The sequence below is a fragment of the Polaromonas sp. P2_G11 genome (assembly GCF_056403595.1).
On sequence record NZ_JBFUFE010000005.1, the window covers coordinates 1 to 20,705 of the forward strand.

At 61.4% G+C, this 20,705-nt stretch carries 15 protein-coding genes; 11 read left to right on the forward strand and 4 right to left on the reverse strand.

The window, feature by feature from the left end; translation table 11 throughout:
• From AC1DWQ_RS17390 to AC1DWQ_RS17405, 4 genes are all read right to left on the reverse strand, one after another.
• The coding region (locus AC1DWQ_RS17390; protein WP_477670756.1) for an Ig-like domain-containing protein at positions 1-880 on the reverse strand (880 nt) is incomplete at its 3' end.
• A gap of 35 nt (positions 881-915) precedes the next feature.
• Entirely contained in the window at positions 916-3,516 is a 2,601-nt protein-coding gene (locus AC1DWQ_RS17395; protein WP_477670757.1) for a LamG-like jellyroll fold domain-containing protein, read from the reverse strand.
• A gap of 614 nt (positions 3,517-4,130) precedes the next feature.
• Positions 4,131-6,122: a hypothetical protein gene (locus tag AC1DWQ_RS17400; protein ID WP_477670758.1), complete on the reverse strand. Its 1,992-nt coding sequence runs from the start codon at positions 6,120-6,122 to the stop codon at positions 4,131-4,133.
• A 671-nt stretch (positions 6,123-6,793) separates the two neighbouring features.
• On the reverse strand, positions 6,794-9,349 hold the full coding sequence (locus AC1DWQ_RS17405) for a LamG-like jellyroll fold domain-containing protein (protein WP_477670759.1): 2,556 nt from the start codon (positions 9,347-9,349) through the stop codon (positions 6,794-6,796).
• 1,019 nt (positions 9,350-10,368) lie between these two features.
• On the opposite strand from AC1DWQ_RS17405, the gene AC1DWQ_RS17410 reads away from it, so the two are divergent.
• The 11 genes from AC1DWQ_RS17410 to AC1DWQ_RS17460 all read left to right on the forward strand — a co-directional run bounded on the left by AC1DWQ_RS17410 (position 10,369) and on the right by AC1DWQ_RS17460 (position 20,705).
• A complete protein-coding gene (locus AC1DWQ_RS17410; protein WP_477671210.1) occupies positions 10,369-11,088 on the forward strand; it encodes a DsbC family protein in 720 nt (239 codons plus the stop codon).
• Between the two features lie 176 nt (positions 11,089-11,264).
• The gene (gspG, locus tag AC1DWQ_RS17415) at positions 11,265-11,729 is read left to right on the forward strand and encodes a type II secretion system major pseudopilin GspG (protein ID WP_477670760.1); all 465 of its coding nucleotides are present in this window, start codon (positions 11,265-11,267) and stop codon (positions 11,727-11,729) included.
• A gap of 31 nt (positions 11,730-11,760) precedes the next feature.
• Positions 11,761-12,990 carry a type II secretion system F family protein gene (locus AC1DWQ_RS17420; RefSeq protein WP_477670761.1) on the forward strand — a complete coding sequence of 410 codons (1,230 nt, stop codon included), beginning with the start codon at positions 11,761-11,763 and terminating at the stop codon, positions 12,988-12,990.
• Positions 12,991-13,010: 20 nt separating this feature from the next.
• The gene (locus AC1DWQ_RS17425; RefSeq protein WP_477670762.1) at positions 13,011-14,816 is read left to right on the forward strand and encodes a GspE/PulE family protein; all 1,806 of its coding nucleotides are present in this window, start codon (positions 13,011-13,013) and stop codon (positions 14,814-14,816) included.
• Between the two features lie 9 nt (positions 14,817-14,825).
• Positions 14,826-15,704: a hypothetical protein gene (locus tag AC1DWQ_RS17430; protein WP_477670763.1), complete on the forward strand. Its 879-nt coding sequence runs from the start codon at positions 14,826-14,828 to the stop codon at positions 15,702-15,704.
• The gene (locus AC1DWQ_RS17435) at positions 15,701-16,375 is read left to right on the forward strand and encodes a hypothetical protein (RefSeq protein ID WP_477670764.1); all 675 of its coding nucleotides are present in this window, start codon (positions 15,701-15,703) and stop codon (positions 16,373-16,375) included. Before AC1DWQ_RS17430 ends, AC1DWQ_RS17435 begins: the two co-directional genes overlap by 4 nt.
• Positions 16,372-17,004 (forward strand): hypothetical protein, encoded by a 633-nt coding sequence (locus tag AC1DWQ_RS17440; protein WP_477670765.1) that lies wholly within the window; start codon positions 16,372-16,374, stop codon positions 17,002-17,004. Before AC1DWQ_RS17435 ends, AC1DWQ_RS17440 begins: the two co-directional genes overlap by 4 nt.
• The gene (locus tag AC1DWQ_RS17445; RefSeq protein WP_477670766.1) at positions 17,001-17,666 is read left to right on the forward strand and encodes a hypothetical protein; all 666 of its coding nucleotides are present in this window, start codon (positions 17,001-17,003) and stop codon (positions 17,664-17,666) included. Before AC1DWQ_RS17440 ends, AC1DWQ_RS17445 begins: the two co-directional genes overlap by 4 nt.
• The gene (locus tag AC1DWQ_RS17450) at positions 17,663-19,729 is read left to right on the forward strand and encodes a secretin N-terminal domain-containing protein (RefSeq protein ID WP_477670767.1); all 2,067 of its coding nucleotides are present in this window, start codon (positions 17,663-17,665) and stop codon (positions 19,727-19,729) included. Before AC1DWQ_RS17445 ends, AC1DWQ_RS17450 begins: the two co-directional genes overlap by 4 nt.
• 11 nt (positions 19,730-19,740) lie before the next feature.
• The gene (locus tag AC1DWQ_RS17455; RefSeq protein ID WP_477670768.1) at positions 19,741-20,223 is read left to right on the forward strand and encodes a type II secretion system protein; all 483 of its coding nucleotides are present in this window, start codon (positions 19,741-19,743) and stop codon (positions 20,221-20,223) included.
• Entirely contained in the window at positions 20,220-20,705 is a 486-nt protein-coding gene (locus AC1DWQ_RS17460) for a type II secretion system protein (protein ID WP_477670769.1), read from the forward strand. The genes AC1DWQ_RS17455 and AC1DWQ_RS17460 overlap by 4 nt, the downstream gene beginning before the upstream one ends.

The following is a 20,705-nucleotide window of genomic DNA, read 5'->3' on the forward strand; positions in this document are numbered from 1 at the left end:
TGTCGTAGCTGTAGACGGTCTGGCCGGAGGCGTCGGTGATTTTGGTGAGTTCGCCTACGGCTGCCGGGGTGGGAGTGGATCCGCCGTCGTACTCGAGCACGCTGGCCGTGCCGGTGGCATAGCTGATGGTTTTGAGGCGGTCCAAGTTGTCATAGGTGTACTGGGTGAGCTTGCCTCTGGCGTCGGTCTTGGTCAGGACGTTGCCGTTGAGGTCGTAGGTGTACTGGCTGGTGCCGGTGTCCGGGCTGGTCTGCGCTGTGACATCGCCCAGGCCGTTGGGGCTGTAAGTGGTGGCGAGGTTGCGGGGGTCGGTGACCTGGGTCAGGTTGTCATTGGCGTTGTAGGCGAAGCCGGTGGTGGTCGGCGTCGCACTTCCGGTGTTGGCGGGCTGCTGGGTCTGGATGGGGCGGCCCAGGCTGTCGTAGTAGGTGTAGCTGGCAAGACCATTGGGATCGACCACGGTGGTGGGCCTGCCCATGGCGTCGTAGCCGTATTGCCAGGTCAGGGTGCCGCTGTTGATGGCGACGGTGATGGAGCCAGATGTGGAAGGGTCGTTGTTGGTATCGCCTGCGTAGTCGGCGCTTAAGGCATGGCTGCCCAGGGCTAGGGCGTTGGTGGCAAGCGTTGCCACGCCGCCTGTCACGGCGCCGCTGCCCAGAGTGGTTCCACCATCCTTGAAGGTGACGTTGCCGGTGGGACTGGCGCCTGTGACGATGGCGGTCAAGGTGATGTTCTGGCCGACCGGCGCAGTCCCTGCGCTGCTTGAAAGCGCTGTGGTCGTGGGGGTGGCGGCCAGCGCCAGGACCGGAGCCAGGGCGATGAGCAGTGCCAGGCGGCTGAGCCAGGTGGTGACGGCTCTGGTGGAACTAGGGCTGCGCATGCGACCTCCTGCTGGGGTGATGGTTGTTGTGGTGTTCAATTGCTCGCTCCCGTGAGTTGCTGGACCCGGTTCAAGGCGTCATACACCCGGGTAATGTTTCTTTGCAGGTTGCCCTGTGGGTCTTTGACCTGCTCGCCGGTCTTGTTGCCCATAGCGTCCAGGGTGTAGCTGACGGTGTTGCCTTTGGCGTCCGTCACACCCGTCAGGCGCTGTGCGGCGTCGTAGCTGTAGCTCATGGTGCTGTTGTCGGGCAGCGTGACGCCTGTCAGCTGGCCGGCGTTGTCGTAGGTGTAGCTGGTGGTGCGGGCTGCTCCGCCCGGCGGGGTGACTGTCACGCTGCTGACCCAGCCTCGAGGCGTGTAGCTCATGTCTGTGACGATGCCTTTGGGGTCGACCATCTGTCGCACACGCCCTGCCCTGTCGTACAGCGTGAACTGGGTCACGTGGCCTGCTGCATTGGTGATCGACTGGAGATCGCCTGCTGTGTGGCCTACCGCATTTGGGTCAATGGTGATGGGTCCGCTATTGGGGAAGGCCTGTGCCGGTGGTGTGAAGTTGGTGGTGTACCGCGCAAATCCCTTGGTGATCCGCAAATCAGAGAGGTACCCATTCCAGCCACCAGCGCCGATCGAGTCGGCACCGATGGCAACATTGCGTGAAGAAGTATTCAGGCTGACGGAAAGAGCCGCAGAGCCAACACTCACGCCGTTGACGTAGAGGGTCACCAGGTTGCCATTGCGCACTGCGGCCAGATGGTTCCAGGTGTTCAGGGGTAGCGCATTGGGCGCATTGATAACTGCAACCAGTGAGCTACCAGCGAAGAACGCTGCCTGGGGGTAACCTCCAATAGTGAGCAATCCAAAGCTGGCGTTTCCATTCACACCCAGTTGGTACTGGCCCACGATGCTTTGAATTCCCGACGCATAGCCCGTGGTGTTGTTTGCTTGATAGACCCAGCTTTCAACGGTGAAGTTTCCCGCGTCAAACTGGAAGGATCCTGCGGCGGGTGTCGAGATATAGGAGCTTGCGCCGTCAAAGTAAATTGAACTACTGCCAAATTTGCTTTGGGCCGTGCTGATCTGCGCATTACCCGACACTGTCAAGGGTCTGGGTGACAGACTGCTGTCCACGATGGGCGAGCCGGCCGCACCAGTGCCGTTGAGCAGCAAGCTGACGCGGTTCCACTCGGGGTCTCCATTGGACACAGCTCCGCTGAAGCTGTTACTGCCATAGTAGGCGTAGGTCTGGCGGACGGCGCCGTTGACGCTCTGGGTCGCCACCAAGCCTTGTGCACTTCCACTGGGGACGTAGGTCCAGCTGGCGGTCCGTGCCACATTGGTAGCGGTATCTGTGACGGTCTGGCTCAGCTGGTTGCCCTGGGTGTCGTAGGTATACGTGGTCGTCCTTCCCGCCTCCGTTACCAGCACCGGCAGCCTGAAGGTCGGGTGCCATTGCGTGGTCGTTGTCTGCACTTCGGGCAATCCTGCTGCCCTGGTCGTACTCAAGGGAAGGCGCCGGTTGATGTCCCAGGTGTACATGGTGTTCACGCCCAGGAAGTCGGTCTCCTGGGTGATGAAGCCGTTGGCGTCCTGTACTCGGCTGGCGGCGGATGGAGCGCCTGTTCCGCTGGGCTTGTCGGCGCCGGTGACACCCAGTTGCCCCTTGTTGGTGCTGTAGTTGTAGGTGCGCTGGGTGCCCAAGGGGTCGGTCACTGTGGCTGAGCCAGGGGTGGCGTAACTCACCGTGTACAGGTCGGCACCGCCCGCATAGCCGCTGCTGATGGCGCGGCCCAGGCTGTCATAGGCGATGTTGGACAGCCGGATTCCCCGCTCATCGGTGATGCCGGTGACCAGTTGGGCGTAAGTAGCGTTCTCGTAGTGGTAGATGCGGGTGACGGTGCCTCCCGAAGTACCAGGGTAACTGACGCTGGTCAGGTGTGAGGTGGCGGTGGTGCCGTCGTAGCTGTAGCTGATGATCCGGCCATCGCTGCCGATGACGCTCGTCAGCTGGCTGCTGGGGTTGTACGCAAAGCTCAAGGTGCGGCCGAACTGGTTGCTCACACTGAGGAGCAATCCTGCGACCGGAGCGGTCGTGGATATGGTGCTGGGCGTGCTGTAGGTATAGCTTTGGATCCAACCGTTTCTCTGGGTCACGGTGAGCAGCTTGCCTGCCGTATCGAACTGCCACAGGCTATCGTCGTCCAGCCGTTTATACAGAAGGCCTGTGGCGTTGGGGATCAGGCTGTCGGCGCTGTTGCCGGCGTCCCAGCTGCTGGTAGTGACATTCCAACTGAAGGTGCGTACGCTGCCGTCGCCAAAGATGACGCGGGCGATGTTGCCTGCAGCGCCAGCCGTGCCTTCTTGCTTGATCGAGATGGCGTGGTTGTGCGACCAGGCGCGGGTCAGCCCGGGATTGACTGCCAGGCCTCTATCTGCCGCACCGGCCCAGCTGCTTCGGAAGTGCCGCACCAAGCTCAGGGCATCTGCGCCTTGCCCTGTGTAGTCGGTTTGCGCCAGGATTTTCTCGCCTGTCGCTGGAATGATCGGCTTGGCGGTTTGCTCTCCATCGCAAAGAGGGCATTTCTTGGGTTTGTCTGGGTCTGATCTTGGATCGGATGCTACTGATGCACTTGTCACTGGCGGGTCTGAGACCGCTGGTGGGGATGGCACATCGCAACCAGTTTGGGCGGCGTTTTCTACATTAGGGGGAACGCATGTGCAGCTGTTGCCCGAGGGCGCGGCACCTGAAGGACAGGAAATAGGCGTGGAGCGAGTGCCTGCCGAAAATGTCCCCCACAATCCACCATCCTTATAAAAGTCGCAGGAATTAGCAGCGGTACAGTTGGAGTAGGTCCATGACCCACCAAATATTGCCGCGCCGGCCGCAGCCTCAGCACCAGCAGCGGCCTCGAGGGACGGAAACCACCCCCTAGCATCATTGAAGATGTACTCAGTCCCCCCAGGAGTTGCGGAAAACGAGGCGTGTGCAGGTGTCCAGATCATTGCCAGCATGAGCGCTAGCACAGCAGTAGCGCCTAGACGATAAAGATGGGCAATGCCACCTCCAAAATCACCATGACTACGAAATTTCCGGCTTGCGGTCACCCGCAATAAGACTGCGAGCGGCGAGTGAGTAAAAGGACGTTCATCGATCACTCGCAAGAGCGCATGAAAAAACTGCCTGCATGCATTCTCTATTGCCCTCGCTCGCCCTATGATCGATTTGTAGTCATGGTTTTCTTCAATGCGATTCAATTGACTGCTCCCGTAACTTGTTGGATCCGGTTCAGGGCGTCATACACCCTGGTGATGTTTCTTTGCAGGTTGCCTTGCGGGTCCTTGACCTGTTCGCTGACCTTGTTGCCCATGGCGTCCAGGGTGTAGGTGATGGTGTTGCCCTTGGCATCGGTCACCCCCGTTAACCGGTGGGCTGCGTCGTAGCTGTAACTCATGGTGCTGCTGTCGGGCATGACCACACCTGTCAGCTGGCCGGCGTTGTCGTAGGTGTAGGTGGTGATGCGGGCCGTGTCGCCAGGTGGTGTGACACTGGTGCTGCTGACCCAGCCTCGGGGGGTGTAGCTCATGTCAGTGACGATTCCCTTGGGGTCGACCATCTGGCGCACCCGCCCTGCCCTGTCGTACAAAGTGAACTGGGTCAGGTGGCCTGCTGCGTTCGTCACGCTCTGCAGATCGCCTGCCGTGTGGCCGACTTCATTGGGCACCGTGCCGCTGGAGGCGGCCGTCGCATAGTAAGCATAGGTCGTGGTCATGTTGTTCGGGTCCACACGGGTGAGGACCCGGCCGCCAGCGTCATACGTGAAGCGGGTGGTTCTGATGGGTGCTGTCGGGTCTGGGCTGCCATTGCCCAAGGTGGCCTGTTCGACCCGCTTGCAAACGACAGGCAATACGGTGCCATTTGGAAGTGCCGAGGCCGTCGTGCAGCTCGCTGCAATGTTGCTGTTGAAGGGATCGGGCTCCCCGTGGTAGACCAAGCTTGTGCTCAGCAAAGGTTGAGTCACCTTGGTGGGTAATCGCCAATCCGGATGCCAGATGGTTTCAATTTTTCGGGCCCCTGGAGGCAGCGACGCCCCACTGGGCAGGACGGCGGCACACGATACCGTGTTGGCCAGGCCCTCGACCCGCGTAATCTCACGGTTGCCGCTGTCATAGGCATAACAGCTGCGCTGGCCGGTGAAGTCATCCTTGCTCACGACATTACCGCTGGTGTCGTAGGTTGATGCACTGGCGGCGGCCGCATTGCCCGACCCAGCGGGCTGACTCACGCCGGTCAACATGAGGGAGCCCAGGATTGCCGTCGCACCCAGGCCGGTGGCTTGCCCGTTGGGGTTGGTCACCGTGACACCAGCCGGAGCCTGCCAATCGTGGTAGCGGTAGGTGGTCAAGGTGACCGCATCGTAGACCTGGCTCACAGCGACTGCAGGAGGTGTTCCGTAGCTCACGCTGTAACGGTTGATGCCACCTGCGTATTCCGTGGACACCGCACGCCCAGCGCTGTCATAGGCGAAGGTAGACAGCCGGCTGCCGCTCTCGTCAACCACGCCGGTCAATGCCCAGGCCAGCGAGGAGTTCTCATAAAGAAACTGGCGGGTTTTTCCATCCTGCCAGGTCAGGGTTGCGAGGTTACCGTTGGCGTCATAGGCCGCGGTGATGGCCTGTCCCGAGGCGTCGACTACCTTCGACACGCGTCCATCGGTGACAGCACCGCCGCCAGGCAAGGCGTATTCAAACCGGATGCTGCGCCCGTTGTTATCTGCGACCGCCACCAGGTAGCCAGCCGCGGGAGCCATGCTGCTTGCGCCTGTGCTGTACGTGAAGCTCAATGTATTTCCGGAGGCGTCAGCCAGACTTGTGAGTTGCCCTGCGCTGCTATAGGTTTCAATGCTTTTGGCGGCCGCATCGGTGTAACGGTAGCCGCCGCTGATGGGAACGAGCCGGTCATTGTTGTCGGCATCGGCGATATAGGCGCCTGACTGGTAGCGGAAGCTGGCAACTGTGCCGTCACCACGAAAGAGCTGGATACCAAAACCGGCCGGGGAGACGACCAGCTTGCGGTGCAGGCTGCTCAGCCACTGCGCGCCGAATGAAGGGGCATCGCCGAAATCCTTGACCGCCACGGCAGCAGCCGTGGCCGCGGTTTGCCTGGCGCTGTCATAAATAAGGTTCAGCGCCTGCCCGCCTATGCTCACGCCGGTTTCGACGACCTCCTGTTTGCTGCCCGTCAAGGGATAGAGCTGGTTGCAGGGACAAGGTTTCGGGGCGTCCTTCTTCCTATCGCGAAAGACCTGAACCGTCTCACTTTGGTAACAGCCGTTATTAGTCGCTTTCTGAAGGGAGCCGGGTGGGCAGGTACAACTTGAACCAGAGGGCACGCCGTCATCAGCGCAGCTGTACGTGGGCGCGGTCAATGTGCGCCACCCCATGCTGTAGACCGAGTTGGCAACGAAAGTTCCGTTACTTTTCAGGTACAAAGCTACCGTACATTGAGAATCAACGGAACTGACGAAGACCATGTTGTAGTTCACAGACCAGGCCGAACCATTGGCAGGAACCGCAAGACAGGCCGCCTCATAGGAGGGGTAGCTATAAAGCGCCCCCCCTGTTGTGAAGTCAACGCTTCCGTAGTCCACGCACGGATATACGCCGGCACAGTGAGTATTGACCTCAGTCGCAGGAAACGAAGCAAACGACGAAACCGGAAAGCATGACGACAGCAGCACCAGGACAAAGAGCAGCCATCTCCTGCAGCCACCCGCAGCACTGAAACGTTTTGTGCGGCGTTTGACATACCCAAGGGCACTTTGATCGAACAAATCGCGTTCCGTGCTGGCGTCTCGGTGGCCTGCAGCCATTTTTTTGTCGATGCTTTTGTCGATGCCGTCGCTTTGAATTTCCCTCAATCGCCCGCTCCCGTGACTTGCTGGACCCGGTTCAGTGCGTCGTACACGCGGGTGATGTTTCTTTGCAGATTGCCCGAGGGGTCCTTGACCTGCTCGCCTGTCTTGTTGCCAATGGCGTCCAGGGTGTACGTGACGGTGTTGCCTTTGGCGTCCGTCACACCCGTCAGGCGTTGTGCTGCGTCGTAGCTGTAGCTCAGAGTGGTGCTGTCGGGCATGGCGACCCCCGTTAGCTGGCCGGCGTTGTCGTAGGTGTACGTTGTGGTACGGGCTACGCCGCCCGGCGGGGTGACACTGGTGCTGCTGACCCAGCCTCGGGGGGTGTAGCTCATGTCGGTGACGATGCCTTTGGGATCGACCATCTGCCGCACTCGCCCTGCCCTGTCGTACAAAGTGAACTGCGTGACGTGGCCTGCTGCGTTGGTGACTGACTGCAGGTCTCCTGCCGTGTGGCCTGTGGCGTTCGGGTCAATCACCGGCGCCGTATCAGAAAATGCCTGTACCGGTGGCGTGAAGTTCGCGGTGTACCGCGCCACGCCTTTGGTGATCCGCAGGTCGGAGAGGTAGCCGCTCCAGCCTATTCGCCGATCAATGTCCGCACCTACCGTGACGTTCCGGTTAGAAACGTCGAGACTGGTAGTCAAGGCTGCAGAACCGGCGCTCACGCCATTGACGTAGAGGGTCACCAGATTGCCACTGCGCACCGCGGCCAGATGCACCCAGGTGTTCAAGGGCAACGGATTTGCTGCGTTGATGTCCGCTGTCACTGCGTTACCCGACCAGAACGCGGCTCGAGGATACCCGTCAGCAGCGAGCAGTACGAAGCTAACGTCTGAGTTCGCGGCCGCTTGGTACTGCCCTACAACCTGTTGGTAGGCCCAATATGACCCCGTGTTGCGGTTTGTCTGATACACCCAGGATTCAACCGTGAAGTCCCCGGAGCCAAACTGGAAGTCCGCTGATGGTGGTGTACTCACGGACGCTCTGTTTCCATCAAAGTAAATGGAGCTGTAGCCAAACTTGCTCTGGGCTGCACTGATTTGCGCGTTACCCAGTCTCGTCAATGGCTTAGGCGACGGACTGCTGTCTACGATGATCGAGCCAGGAATACCGGCGCCATTCAACAGCAGGCTGACGTGACTCAGCTCTGGATCGATGTTGCTTTCAGTGCCGCTGAAACTGGTAGCGCCATAGTAGGCATAGGTCTGCTGGACGATGCTGTTGGTGCTTTGGGTGGCCACCAGACCTTTTGCACTTCCGCTGGCGACATACGTCTGGCTCATGGTCCGGGCTACATTTGTCGCGGTGTCGGTGACGGTCTGGCTGAGTTTGTTGCCCTGTGTGTCGTAGGTATAGGCGGTAGTTCTTCCCGCTTCGGTCACAAGCACCGGCAGCCTGAATGTGGGATGCCACTGTGTGGTGGTGGTCTGCACTTCGGGCAGGCCCGCTGATCTGGTCGTCGTCAATGGCAAGTGCCGGTTGATGTCCCAGGTGTACAGAGTGTTCACGCCCAGGAAGTCGGTTTCCTGGGTGATGAAGCCATTGGCGTCTTGCACCCGGCTGGCCGCGGATGGGGCACCTGTTCCGCTTGGCTTGTCTGCTCCGGTGACGGCCAGTTGGCCCTTGTTGGTGCTGTAGTTGTAGGTGCGCTGTGTGCCCAAGGGGTCGGTCACCGTGGCTGCGCCGGTTGCATAGCTCACCGTGTACAGATCGGCACCACCGGCATAACCGCTGCTGATGGCGCGGCCCTGGCTGTCGTAGGTAATGGTGGCCAGCCGGATTCCCCGCTCGTCGGTGATGCCGGTGACCATCTGGATGTAAGTGGCGTTCTCGTAGTGGTAGCTGCGGGTGACGGTGCTGCCGTTCAAACCTGGATAGCTGACAGTGGTCAGATGCGAGATGACTGTGGTGCCGTCGTAGGTATAGGTGACGACCTGGCCGTCGCTGGCGGTCACGCGCACCAATTGGCTGGCGCCGTTATAGGCAAAGCTCAAGCTGCGGCCGAACTGGTTGCTGACCGAGACCAGCAGATTGGCTGCCGGGACACTCGCACTGCTGCTGGTACTGTAGGTGTAGGTATTGATCCAGCCGTTGCGCTGGGTTACGGTGAGCAGCTTGCCTGCTGCATCAAACTGCCACAGGCTGTCGTCGTCCAGGCGTTTATAGACAAGGCCTGTGGTGTTGGCGGTCAGGCTGTCGGCGCTGTTGCCGGCATCCCAACTGCTGGTGGTGACATTCCAACTGAAGGTGCTTACGTTGCCGTCGCCGAAGATGATCCGGGCGACACTGCCTGCGGTGCCGGCCGTGCCTTCTTGCTTGATCGAGATGGCATGGTTGTGCGACCAAGCGCGGGTCAGTCCGGGATTGACTGCCAGGTCTCTGTCTGTGTTGCCAGCCCAACTGCTTCGGTAATGCCGCACCAGGCTGAGCGCGTCCGCGCCTTGCCCTGTGTAGTCGGGTTGCGCCAGGATTTTCTCGCCTGTCGCCGGAATGATCGGCTTGGGGGTCTTCGTTCCATCGCAATCGCATTTCTCGGGTATGGGTGCAACCTGCACAGGAACCGAGATCGCCGCCGGAGACGGCAGATCGCAAGTGTGCGCAGCATTCTCGGTCGAAGGAGGTTTACAGACGCACTCCCCACCCTCCAATTTAGCGCTTAGAGGGCAGCTGAGTACCGTTGCAAACGGATAGTACGCATAAACATCAGTTCCCAAATCTCTGGTCCGCATGATCACATATCCACCCGAATACACGCCAGAGCCCACCTTCGGCCCGCTGCAGGAGGTATGGTCCGGATCGGGAGGCAGAGGGATGCAGTTGTGCATCTGATAAGCGGTCCATTCCGCGAGGTCGGCCGGAGGCACAGGCTGGGAGGTAGGTGCGAACGCACGTACAGGGATCCAGACTACCGCTAGCATCAGAGCTAGCAGAACGGCAGCGCCTAAGCGATAAAGATGGGCCATGCGGCCTTCGGAACCGCAATGATCACGAAAATTGCGCTTTGTGATCACCCGCATTAAGACGGCAAGCGGTGCATGGGTAAAAGCACGTTTTTCCATCACTCGCAAGAGCGCATGAAAAAGCTGCCCGCATGCCAAAGCGATGAGCTGGTAAATTCCGAGCCTCGGAGCCCGCGACAACGTCCAGTGAGGCCTTGTCGTACCTGCCGCCAACAACAGCGGACGCGCTATACGAGCGTCGCGCAAACGTGCTAACGCAAACCAGCTGTATGGCAATCCCATCCCTCACTCCCATTTTTTTGTCGGCCCGAGACCGCTTACATTCAGAGCGAATGTAATGCCAACTCCGCTTGATCTGCATGCTCAATAAATGAAATAAATGAGTCGTTCACTTAAAGACAACAGATAAAAAAATGCGCACTAGCAAATGGTGTTCATCTCTTTAAATGCTCGCCTGAAAAATGACAACTTAAGTGATCACAGCTAAGTCAAAGACAAGACACGTGCTCGGAAAACGACACAACCCCTATTTGCAGGAGGAGAAACGCCATCCAGATAAGGTCTTGCACGCTAAACTCATTGCAACAAAACGCAAGCAACGAATCAGGTTCCACATGCATATTTTGAAAAGAGTTGCTCTACTCGGTTTTGGGGCGCTCTTCCTTGCTTCGGCATTTGCGCAGGAAGCGGTCATTCGCAAAAACCTTGTTGAAAAAATGCCGGCCTCGACAAAAATCGATGAGGTCAGCAGGACACCCATCCGTGGTCTCTATGAAGTGCGGGTCGGTTTTGATATTTTTTATACCGACGAGCAAGGCCGCTACCTCCTGCGCGGCAGCCTGCTGGACACGCAGACCCGCAGGAACCTGACGGAGGAGCGGGTCGAGAAACTGAGCGTCGTTGATTTTGACAAGCTACCTGTGGAAGATGCCTTCAAGATCGTTCGCGGGGACGGCGCGCGCAAGCTGGCCATATTCGAAGATCCCAACTGCGGCTACTGCAAACGCTTTGAACTAGAGATGGCCAACGTTAGCAATGTCACGGTCTACGTTTTTCTCTACCCCGTGCTGGGCCAGGATTCGACCATCAAGTCCCGCAACATCTGGTGCGCCGCCGACAAAGCCAAGACATGGTCAGACTGGATGACGCGCAGCACGACCCCGCCTCAAGCCGACTGCGATGTGAATTCGCTCAAGCGCAACCGGGAATTCGGCCAGAAGTACAACATTACCGGAACGCCGACAGTCATCTTTGCCGACGGATCGCGTGCGCCGGGCGCCATCAGCGCACAGGAGGTCGAAAAAAGATTGGTCAGCCTGAGAACAACGTCATGACCTGTGCAGCAGGGTTATTTTTGGAACGGATGATGGGTTGTTTCACCAACACACGCGTTGTTCGATTTCAGGCGCCTCCGGCAGAATCTTTTCGCACGCAAAACAGCTAGGCCGGCAGGTTCAGAACGATCAATTTAGAACCGCATCCATAAGCGTTTCTCTGGGAGGGGAATTCAGTGAGTCACGGTACGTTTGAGCTGGAGATTGCCCCCAGGGCCCAGCGCTGGAAGACTGCGCGCGGCTTCACGCTGCTGGAGCTGCTGGTCGTGGTGGTCATCGTCGGCTTGCTGGCCGGGCTGGTCGCGCCGAGCTACTTTGACTCGGTCAGCAAATCCAAATCCAAGATCGCCAAGGCGCAGATCGAGTCGCTCGACAAGGCACTGGACCAGTACCGACTGGATGTGGGCGTCTATCCCACGGCGGAGCAGGGACTCAACGCGTTGAACACACAGCCACCGGGGATCACAAAATGGCAAGGGCCTTACTTGAAGAAAGCTCTGCCCACCGACCCCTGGGGCAACGACTACGCCTATGTGCTGAAGCCGGGCGCGGGCGCCATCGACATCATTTCCTACGGTGCCGACGGCAAGCCCGGCGGCACCGGCGAGGCGCAGGACGTCTCGCTGCATTCGGTCAATTGACGTCAGCGCTGGCGCCAGAACAGTTTCACGCATGCTCGCGGCTCACGCCTTGTTTGACGTCGTCACCCGCGACGGTGCGGGACGCATCGCGTCGCGCCAGGTGCGCGCGACCACGGCCGCCGAAGCGCTCGCACAGACAGCGCGCGGTGGCTTCACGGTTCTAAGCTGCGAGGCGGCCAAGGAATCCAGCGCCGGCCTTGGCGGATTGATGCGAGGGAAATCCACGCAACCTTCCCGCTCAGGCCTGGACACCGCCTCCTTCTCACAGGATTTTGCGGCACTGATCGACGCGGGTCTTAGCGTGACCGAAGCGTTGCAGACCCTGAGCATCAAGGAAACGGCTGGCGCGCGGCGCGACCTCATCGAACAGGTGGCGCGCGCGGTGTCGGAAGGCCGCAACCTGTCGGCGGCCATGCGGCTCACGGGCGCCTTCCCCGAGCTGCTGATCGCCACGGTGGAAGCGAGCGAACGCACCGGCGACCTCGGCAAGGGCATGGCCCGCTATGCGGCCCATCAGAGGGAGATGCAGGCACTCAAGGACAAACTCATTGGCGCTTCGGTCTACCCCTTGGTGCTGCTCGTGGTCGGCGGGCTGGTTGTGATGTTCCTCATGGGCGTGGTGATTCCGCGTTTCGCCGGTCTGCTGGACAGCACCCGCACCCAGTTGCCCATGCTCTCGGCGGGCCTGATGGCCTGGGGCCGGTTGGTGGCCGCCAAGCCCTGGGTACTGGTGCTGTTCTTCGGTGGAGTCCTGGCGCTGGGGACCTGGGTGGTCGCGCATTTCCGCGCACATGGCATGCGCTCGCGCTGGCTGCAACGCCTTCCCTATATAGCCGGCGTGATCCGCGAGTTCCAGCACCTGCAGCTTTACCGCACCATGTCCATTCTGGTTTCGCGCGGCATTGTGATCCACCGCGCCATGGAGCACGGCGCCAAGCTGCTGGGCGATGCGGACCGCGAACGTCTGGTGCGCGCCGTTGTGCTGATGCGCGAGGGCCTGAGCATGAGCGCGGCCCTGTCCGGCGCGGGCCTGTCCGACCCCGTGGCCACCAGCATGCTCAAGGTCGCGGAGCGGACCGGCTCCATGTCGGAGATGCTGGAGCGCATCGCACAGTTCTATGAACGCCGGCTGCAGCGCTCCATCGACGTGGCCACGCGTGTCATCGAACCCGCGCTGATGATCGTGATCGGTACCGTTATCGGCGCCATCGTGGTCCTCATGTACTTGCCCATCTTCGACCTGGCTTCCAGCCTGAACTGAGCTTCGCATTGCTTTCGCCCATGAGCGCCCTCCTCCCCTTTTCCCCGCCAGCCGACTCGGACACCGTTCCGGCTTCATCGGCCGGCGGCCAGGCCGGGCGCGCGCTGATGCAACAAGCCGTGCAGGCGGCACCGGTGGGATCGCGTCTTCAGTGGATGGTGCGACAAAGCGGACTAGAGGGCACGCGCGTACTTGTGGACGTCGCGGCCGCGCTGGGCCTGCACGCCATGGCCACGCAAGACCTGCAAGACATCACACCCGACTTCGAACTGATCTCGTTTGCCGACTGCCAGGCGCGAGGCTGCCTGGGCGGCTGGTCCATCGACGCTGCTGGCAACAAGCTGCGCACGGTCGTGGTCAGCGACCCGCTGGACCTCAAGGGCCAGGAGTGGATAGACCTGCAACTGGGCGATGCAAACGCGGGTGAAGTGATTCGCGGCCTGGCACTGATCGAGGACATGCAAGCCTGGCTTGCGCATGCCGAGCGCAACCTGATGGCCATGGGCAGCGACCAAGAGGAAGATGCCGGTGGCCTTGCACAGGCGGAATCCGTCGATGCCTCTGCCGTGACCCTGTCCATCGCAGGCATAGAGACCACGGCGAACCCACTGGTGCGGCTGGTTGATTCGATCTTGTACGACGCGCTCAAGATGGGTGCGTCCGACATTCACTTTGAAACCCAGCCGGCCGGCCTGCACGTCAAGTACCGGATCGATGGTGTGCTGGAAAATGTCAAGCGCATCGACAGTGCCGAGATGGGACACCAGGCGATCTCGCGCATCAAGGTGCTGTCCGAACTCGACATCTCGGAGCGGCGCACGCCGCAGGACGGCCGCTTCAAAGTCCGCGTCGAGCGGCGCGAGATCGATTTCCGGGTTTCCATCATGCCCAATCTGTTCGGCGAAGACGCCGTCCTGCGCGTGCTGGACCGCAAGCACCTGACCGGCCAGTTCCAGACGCTGAGCCTGGACACGCTAAGTTTCGCGCAAAGCGCCAAGGACTTTATCCGCCAGGCTTCCAGCCTGCCCTATGGGCTGCTGCTGGTGACCGGCCCGACGGGCAGCGGCAAGACAACCACGCTGTATGCGGCGATCTCCGAGATCAACACCGGCCTGGACAAAATCATCACGATTGAAGACCCGATCGAGTACCAGCTCAAAGGCGTCCTGCAGATTCCCGTCAATGAAAAAAAAGGCCTGACCTTCGCGCGCGGGCTGCGCTCCGTGCTGCGTCACGACCCGGACAAGATCATGGTGGGCGAGATACGCGACGCCGAGACGGCTCAGATCGCGGTACAGGCCGCGCTCACTGGCCACCAGGTATTCACCACGGTGCACGCCAACAATGTGTTCGACGTCATAGGCCGCTTCAAGAACATGAACGTCGACAGCTACAGCCTGGTGTCGGCCCTGACCGGTATCGTCGCTCAGCGCCTGCTGCGCGCCGTGTGCGTGCATTGCGCTGTGCCCGCCGACATGACACCCGAGCAATTGACACAACAGGGCATCCCCGTGGAACGCCTGGACCTGGACCAGGCGAAATTCATGCATGCCGTGGGCTGCGCGCATTGCCGCGGCACCGGCTACAAGGGGCGCCTTGCGATTGCCGAGACGCTGGAGATGGACGATGACATACGCGATCTCCTCGTGCGGCAGGTTTCGATCTCGCAGATCAAGCAGGTAGCGCGCGGCAAGGGCTTCATGAGCCTGCGCGACTCGGCTGTGGCCCTGGCCATGGGAGGCCAGACCACTGTGGAAGAGATCAACCGCGTCACACCCCGGGAGAACCTGCAGAACACGCAGAACGTAGAGGCTGCTCATGCCTGATCGCCAATCATGAAGGCCGTGATTCACCTGGACATTGGCACCTCTCAGCTAAGGGCGACGCTCAAGCCGGCCGCGCCCGGCTGGGGCCTGCGCCTGGTGCGCAATCTGCGCCGGACGCTACCGGGAAAAAGCTTGCCCGCTAAAGAAGCCGCGGCCACCGCCATTGTCGAAACGGCAAGCTGGGTGTCAGGTGCCACGCACGCCGACAGCATCACAGCCCTGATCGAAGCCGCCGCGCAAGCGGTGCATGCGTTGCGCGCACGCCAGACGGAATCTCTCGATGGCAGCCGCCTCGTGGTGCGTACGGGGATGGGCACTTCCTATGTCGGCATCGCGCCCATGGATTTTTCTTCACCTTCAGCGCGCTCCGAGCCGCAACTGCGGGCCGTTGCAAGAGCACTGTCCCAAGAGGCACTTGGCATCGAAGCAGCCGGGCATGAAGTACGCTGGCGCATCGAGGCCAACCAGACGCATCTGTGCGTGATCACGCTCGAGTCGGCCTTGGTCGCCGGCCTGCAAGCGCTGGCCCAGGCCCAGCGCATGACGCTTGCAAGCTGCCAGCCGGCCATCGTGGCGCTGCTCGACAGCGAACTCCAAAAATGCCGGCGCCAGCGCGATGCGCGCACACTGGTCTGGACAGAGCTGGAAGCCTCGGGGTGCCGTCATGCGATGGTGACCTTCATCCGCTTGATGAACGGCAGCGCCGTCACTGCATGGCGCACTGTCACGCCTCTTCCAACGACCGCAGACGATCCCTGGCTTCAGCCCGCGCTGGACCGTTTCCTGATCGCCTCGGGCGCGGGCATCGATGAACAGGCCGTTCCCTGCGTCTGGCCGGCCCATGCGGCAGAAGCATCACCCACAGTTGCCATGGAGCTGGCAGCATGAGCCGGCATCTGGTCGAGAGCCCGTTCGAGTTCGCGCCGGGCGCGCCGCGCTACCGCCCCTTGAGCTGGCTCATCCTGGCCGTGGGCACCTGCGCCGCATTCTCGGGCCTGTACATGACCTCAAGGGCCGGGGCACAGCTTGAGGGTGTCCGGTCGCAGCAGGCCAGGATTTCCAAACAGCAAAGCGCGCTGAGTGAACAGATGCGGCAGGCCGAGAACAATCCCGCCTTGCTCGAAAAGATCAAGGCCAGGCGGCAGCTCGAAGCCTTGCTGCAAACACCGTGGTCGCTGATGTTTGAAGCCCTGGAAGCCGCAGCCGACACCGTCGAAGGCCGGGTCACCCTGCTCTCCATGGTGCCTAACACCACCAACCCGGCCAACCGCAAGATCGAGCTGACCCTGATGGCCTCGAACTACCCGTCCATGCTGGCCTACACCGAGGCCATGAGCACGGTGAGCGGTTTCTCGGACGTGCGCATCATGAGCCACCAGTTCGATGAGCGCAGCAGCCCAGCTACCTTCCGCTTCCGGCTGACGGCGAGCTGGAATCGTCTCAATGAAGGTGTTTTCCTGGCAAAGGAACCGTCGAGCAACACGCTCAGTCCGCTCATACCGGCGGACATCTCGCCCTCCGTATTGAAGCCGGGCATCAGCAAGGCGCCCTCGCCATGATGCGCGGCCCCGCTTTCATAACCAGGACGCTTGACCGGCTCCGAGGCGGCGCGGGCCTGGAGCCATTGCGCGCCCTCGGCTGGCCCGTGCTGTGCGGCGTCGGGCTGATGCTGGTGGGTGCCCTGCTGCTGGGCCTTTCCCATCAGCTGCGACTGCAGAAAACCACGCTGCAGCTGGAGCTGAAGCAGACCCAGAAACCTGGCCCCAAGCTCGCCGTGAATCCTGTGCGGGGCGTGCCTGTCATCTTCCCGCCTTCGGCCGACTACACGGCCGATCTGGCACAGATTTTTGACATCGCAAAAAGCCTGGGCATCGTGTTGGCCAGTGGCGACTACCGCGATGCGGACCCGACGGCCCTGGGCCTGGACACCCGCCTGGTGGATCTGCGCATCACCGAAAACTACGGCAAGCTCAAGGAATTCCTGGCCAGCGTGCTCAATGCCATGCCACACGCGGCAGTGCAGGAATTGCGCATAGAGCGCAAGGACGGCACAGCCGTCAAGCATCAGATATTCCTCAAGCTCGCGTTCGTGTATTCACCGCGGGCGGGCGACATCCAGGGGCCACCCGCTGTCGGGAAGAGTCCAGCGAATGTCTCTGGGCCCATCACTGCAAAGGCCATGCCGTGAACCAGTCACCGCCAGATCGCACTGCCGCCGCATCTGCGGGCTGGAAGAAGGCCCTCATCCTGGTTGCGGCCGGCCTGGGCAGCTTTGTGCTGGCGGCCGGCATGCAAGGCAAGTGGCAGTCTGGCCAGGTCGACGCAGCCCTTGACCTGGCAGCACCGCCGCGCCCGCGCACAGCCTCACCGTCCGTCTCTCCGCAGTCCGGCACGGCGCTGCCGCCCCTTGCCGACGTTGCATCCCCAAGCCTGGATGTTGTCGCGATGAACAGCGCCAGCCAGCGCATGAACAAGATGGTGGTACGCGATCCCTTCGGCCCGCTGGCGCCTGAATTCATACCACCATCAGAAGTCGTTGCCCCGCCTGCGCCACCACCCACCTTTGCCAAGGCCCGCAAACCGCCGCCACCGCCCGTCGCTGTCGAGCCACCTCCACCCACAGCGCCGCCACTGCCGTTTATCGCGGTGGGCGCCATCCAGGGCAAGAGGATTGGCAATGGCCAGCAGCAGGCCTTCATCCAGCAGGGCGACAACCTCACCGTGATCCAAAAAGGCGACACCGTCGCCGGCAGCTACCGCGTCGACGAGATCACCAGCGACCGCGTGGTGTTTACCTATCTGCCTCTGGGCCAAAAACAATCGCTTCTACTTCTGGATAACCCAAGATGAAACCAATTGAACGGATTGCCGCGATTGCCGGAAGTGGCAACCAAGCAGAGCGCGCGGGCAAAGGACGCAGCCATATGACGCCTATCGCGTCGGCCGTACTGACCTGCCTGCTGCTCACGGCCTGCGCCGGCGCGCGCTATCACAACGACGGCATGAGCCAGATCGGGGAGGGAAACATCGACACCGGCATCGCCTCACTGAAGAAGGCAACGGAGCTCGATACCACCAACCAGTATTACAAGATCGACTATCTGGTGCAGCGCGACAAACACGCCGACAGCTTCGTCAAGCAGGCAGACCAGGTGCGTGCCAGTGGAGATATTGCCGGCGCACGCGACCTCTATGGCCGGGCGCTGGCCTTGAACCCCAGCAATGTCCGTGCGGCGACGGCCTTGAAGGCGCTGGACCAGGACGTCCGCAACGACCAGCTGCTGGCCGAAGGCGAGCGTTACCTGAAGGACGGCAAACTGGAGGCGGCGAGCGAGCGAGCGACGCGGGTGCTGGCGGACCAGCCCGGCCATAAGCAAGCGGCGCAGCTGCGAAAAGCCGCCCTCGACGCCAAGGCCGCAGCCGATCTCGAGCGTGACCGTTTCAGGGAAGCGAAGTCGGTAATGAGCTCCCCGGTAACGCTGCAGTTCCGCGATGCCACAATGCGTACCGTGTTTGAAGCCCTGTCCCGGTCCACGGGCCTGAACATCCTGCTGGACCGCGAAGTCAAGTCTGACGGCAGGGTCACGATCTTTGTGAAGGACGTCGCGGTCGAAGACGCCATTGACCTGATCCTGATGCAGAACCAGCTCGAAAAACGCATCGTCAACAGCAACACCATGATGGTGTATCCGGCGACGGCGGGCAAGCAGTCGGAGTACCAGGAACTGACGGTTCGCTCCTTCCGCGTCACCAACAGTGACCTCAAATACCTGGCCGGCATGCTCAAGACCATGCTCAAGCTGAAAGACGTTTCAGCCGACGAGCGCAGCGGCCTGCTGGTCATACGCGACACGCCTGAAACCCTGCGCATCGCCGAAAAATTGATTGCCCTGCACGACGAGCCCGACCCGGAGGTCATGCTCGAAGTGGAAGTGCTGGAGATCTCGGAGGGCCGCAACAGCAACCTGGGCGTCTCCCCACCCAGCGCCATCACCATCGGCACACCCAGCGGCGGCGCGACCACGCCGGGCGGGACCGTCAGCAGCCTCACCATCGGCCAGCTCAGGCAACTGGGCGTGGGCGGCCTCACGGTCTCCCCGATTTCGGGCACGCTCAACTTCAAGCTACAGGACACCGAAACCCGCATCCTGGCCAGCCCGCGCATCCGGGCGCGCAACCGCGAAAAAGCCAAGATTATGATCGGCGACCGCGTGCCCACCATCATCAACAACGTCACGCCGGTCAACGGCGGCTCCTCCGTTGTCACCGGCACCATCACCTACCAGGACGTCGGCCTCAAGCTCGAGTTCGAACCGCAGGTCTACGCCAGCAACGACGTGGGCATCAAGATCAACCTCGAGGTCAGCAACATCGCGCGTGAATTCACCGACCCGCAGGGCAGCCGCTCGTACCAGATCGGTACGCGCAACGCCAGCACCTTTCTGCGTCTGGCCGATGGGGAGACGCAGGTCCTGGGCGGCCTGATCACCGACGAGGAGCGCAACACCGCCGACAAGATTCCGGGCCTGGGGCACTTGCCCATGGTGGGACGCTTGTTCGGCAACTCGAGCACCACCAAGTCGCGCTCTGAAATCGTGCTCGCCATCACGCCACGCATCGTGCGCAACTACGCCAATCTCGGCCTGGACCGGGCCAGCGTGTTCTCGGGAACGGCGCTGACACTGCGCGACCGGCAGATTCTGGGTGACCCAGTGGGCGGTTTGAGTCTGCCCAACGGACTGGGAGGCCGTCTCGCGCCAGCCGGCGGCATCACGCCTGCACCACAGATGCCGGGAGCACTGGGGACGCCATCGCCTACGCCAGCCATTTCACAACCTCTTCCGCAGCCCATTCCCGCCATGCCGCTGAGTGGTGGTGGCCTGGCGCCACCCCCACCCATGATCAAGCGTTAACGAGAGGCGATGTGACTCCCTTCTCCAGCAGTTTCCGCAAGATGGATTTGCGAACGGTCGCAGGCCGGAAGCGCAAGGCACGCTACCGTCCGCGCCCTCGCCGCCCCCATGCGGCAGGTTTCACGCTGATCGAACTGCTGGTGGTGTTCTCCATCCTCGCCCTACTTTTGACGCTGGCCACGCCGCGCTACTTCAAAGCGGTGGATGGTGGCAAGGAAAAAATCAAGGCACAAAACCTCGCCACACTGCGCGATGCAATCGACAAGTTCCGCGCCGACCAAGGCAAGTACCCGATGCAATTGCAGGAGGTGGTGGACAAGCGCTACCTGCGCGAGATCCCGCTGGATCCGGTGTCCGGCTCCCGAGCCTGGGAGGTTTTGCCATTTCCAACCGGCGCTGAGCCAGGCATCTACGACGTACGCGCGCCCCTTGTGCCAAACCCAATCCCGCCAAAGGAAGGTGTCGAGCCACCCACTACGGAGATCGCGCCGTGAAACCGTCGGGGCAAGGCGGCTTCACGCTGATCGAGCTGCTGGTCTCACTGGCCATCGTGGGCCTGCTGGCCATGGTGGCCGTGCCGCTGACCCAGGTGGTGCAAACACGCGCCAAGGAGGCCGAACTCAAGCAGGGCTTGCGCACCCTACGCCGGGCGCTGGATAGCTATAAGGCCGCATCCGACGCCGGGGTCATCGACAAGGGGGTAGGCGCCTCCGGCTACCCTCCGTCGCTGGAGGTGCTGGTCAACGGCGTTCCGCGCTCTGCGGCTTTTGGTTTCTCCGCGCAGCCTTTTGTGGTGCTGCGCAGGATTCCGCGTGACCCTTTCGCCGAAGATCCGGCCCTTAGCGATGTGCAGACATGGAACACCCGCGCCTACAGCAGCAGCGCTGAAGCACCGCAACCGGGTGCGGACGTGTTCGATGTCTCCTCGAAGTCGTCCCAGCGCGCGCTGGACGGGTCGGCTTACAGCGCTTGGTGA

What these genes read in the sequence shown, in the direction of transcription:
- AC1DWQ_RS17410 (WP_477671210.1), top strand. Translation starts at nt 10,369, where the DNA reads ATGCATATTTTGAAAAGAGTTGCTCTACTCGGTTTTGGGGCGCTCTTC.
- AC1DWQ_RS17420 (WP_477670761.1), top strand. Translation starts at nt 11,761, where the DNA reads ATGCTCGCGGCTCACGCCTTGTTTGACGTCGTCACCCGCGACGGTGCG.
- AC1DWQ_RS17425 (WP_477670762.1), top strand. Translation starts at nt 13,011, where the DNA reads ATGAGCGCCCTCCTCCCCTTTTCCCCGCCAGCCGACTCGGACACCGTT.
- AC1DWQ_RS17430 (WP_477670763.1), top strand. Translation starts at nt 14,826, where the DNA reads ATGAAGGCCGTGATTCACCTGGACATTGGCACCTCTCAGCTAAGGGCG.
- AC1DWQ_RS17435 (WP_477670764.1), top strand. Translation starts at nt 15,701, where the DNA reads ATGAGCCGGCATCTGGTCGAGAGCCCGTTCGAGTTCGCGCCGGGCGCG.
- AC1DWQ_RS17440 (WP_477670765.1), top strand. Translation starts at nt 16,372, where the DNA reads ATGATGCGCGGCCCCGCTTTCATAACCAGGACGCTTGACCGGCTCCGA.
- AC1DWQ_RS17450 (WP_477670767.1), top strand. Translation starts at nt 17,663, where the DNA reads ATGAAACCAATTGAACGGATTGCCGCGATTGCCGGAAGTGGCAACCAA.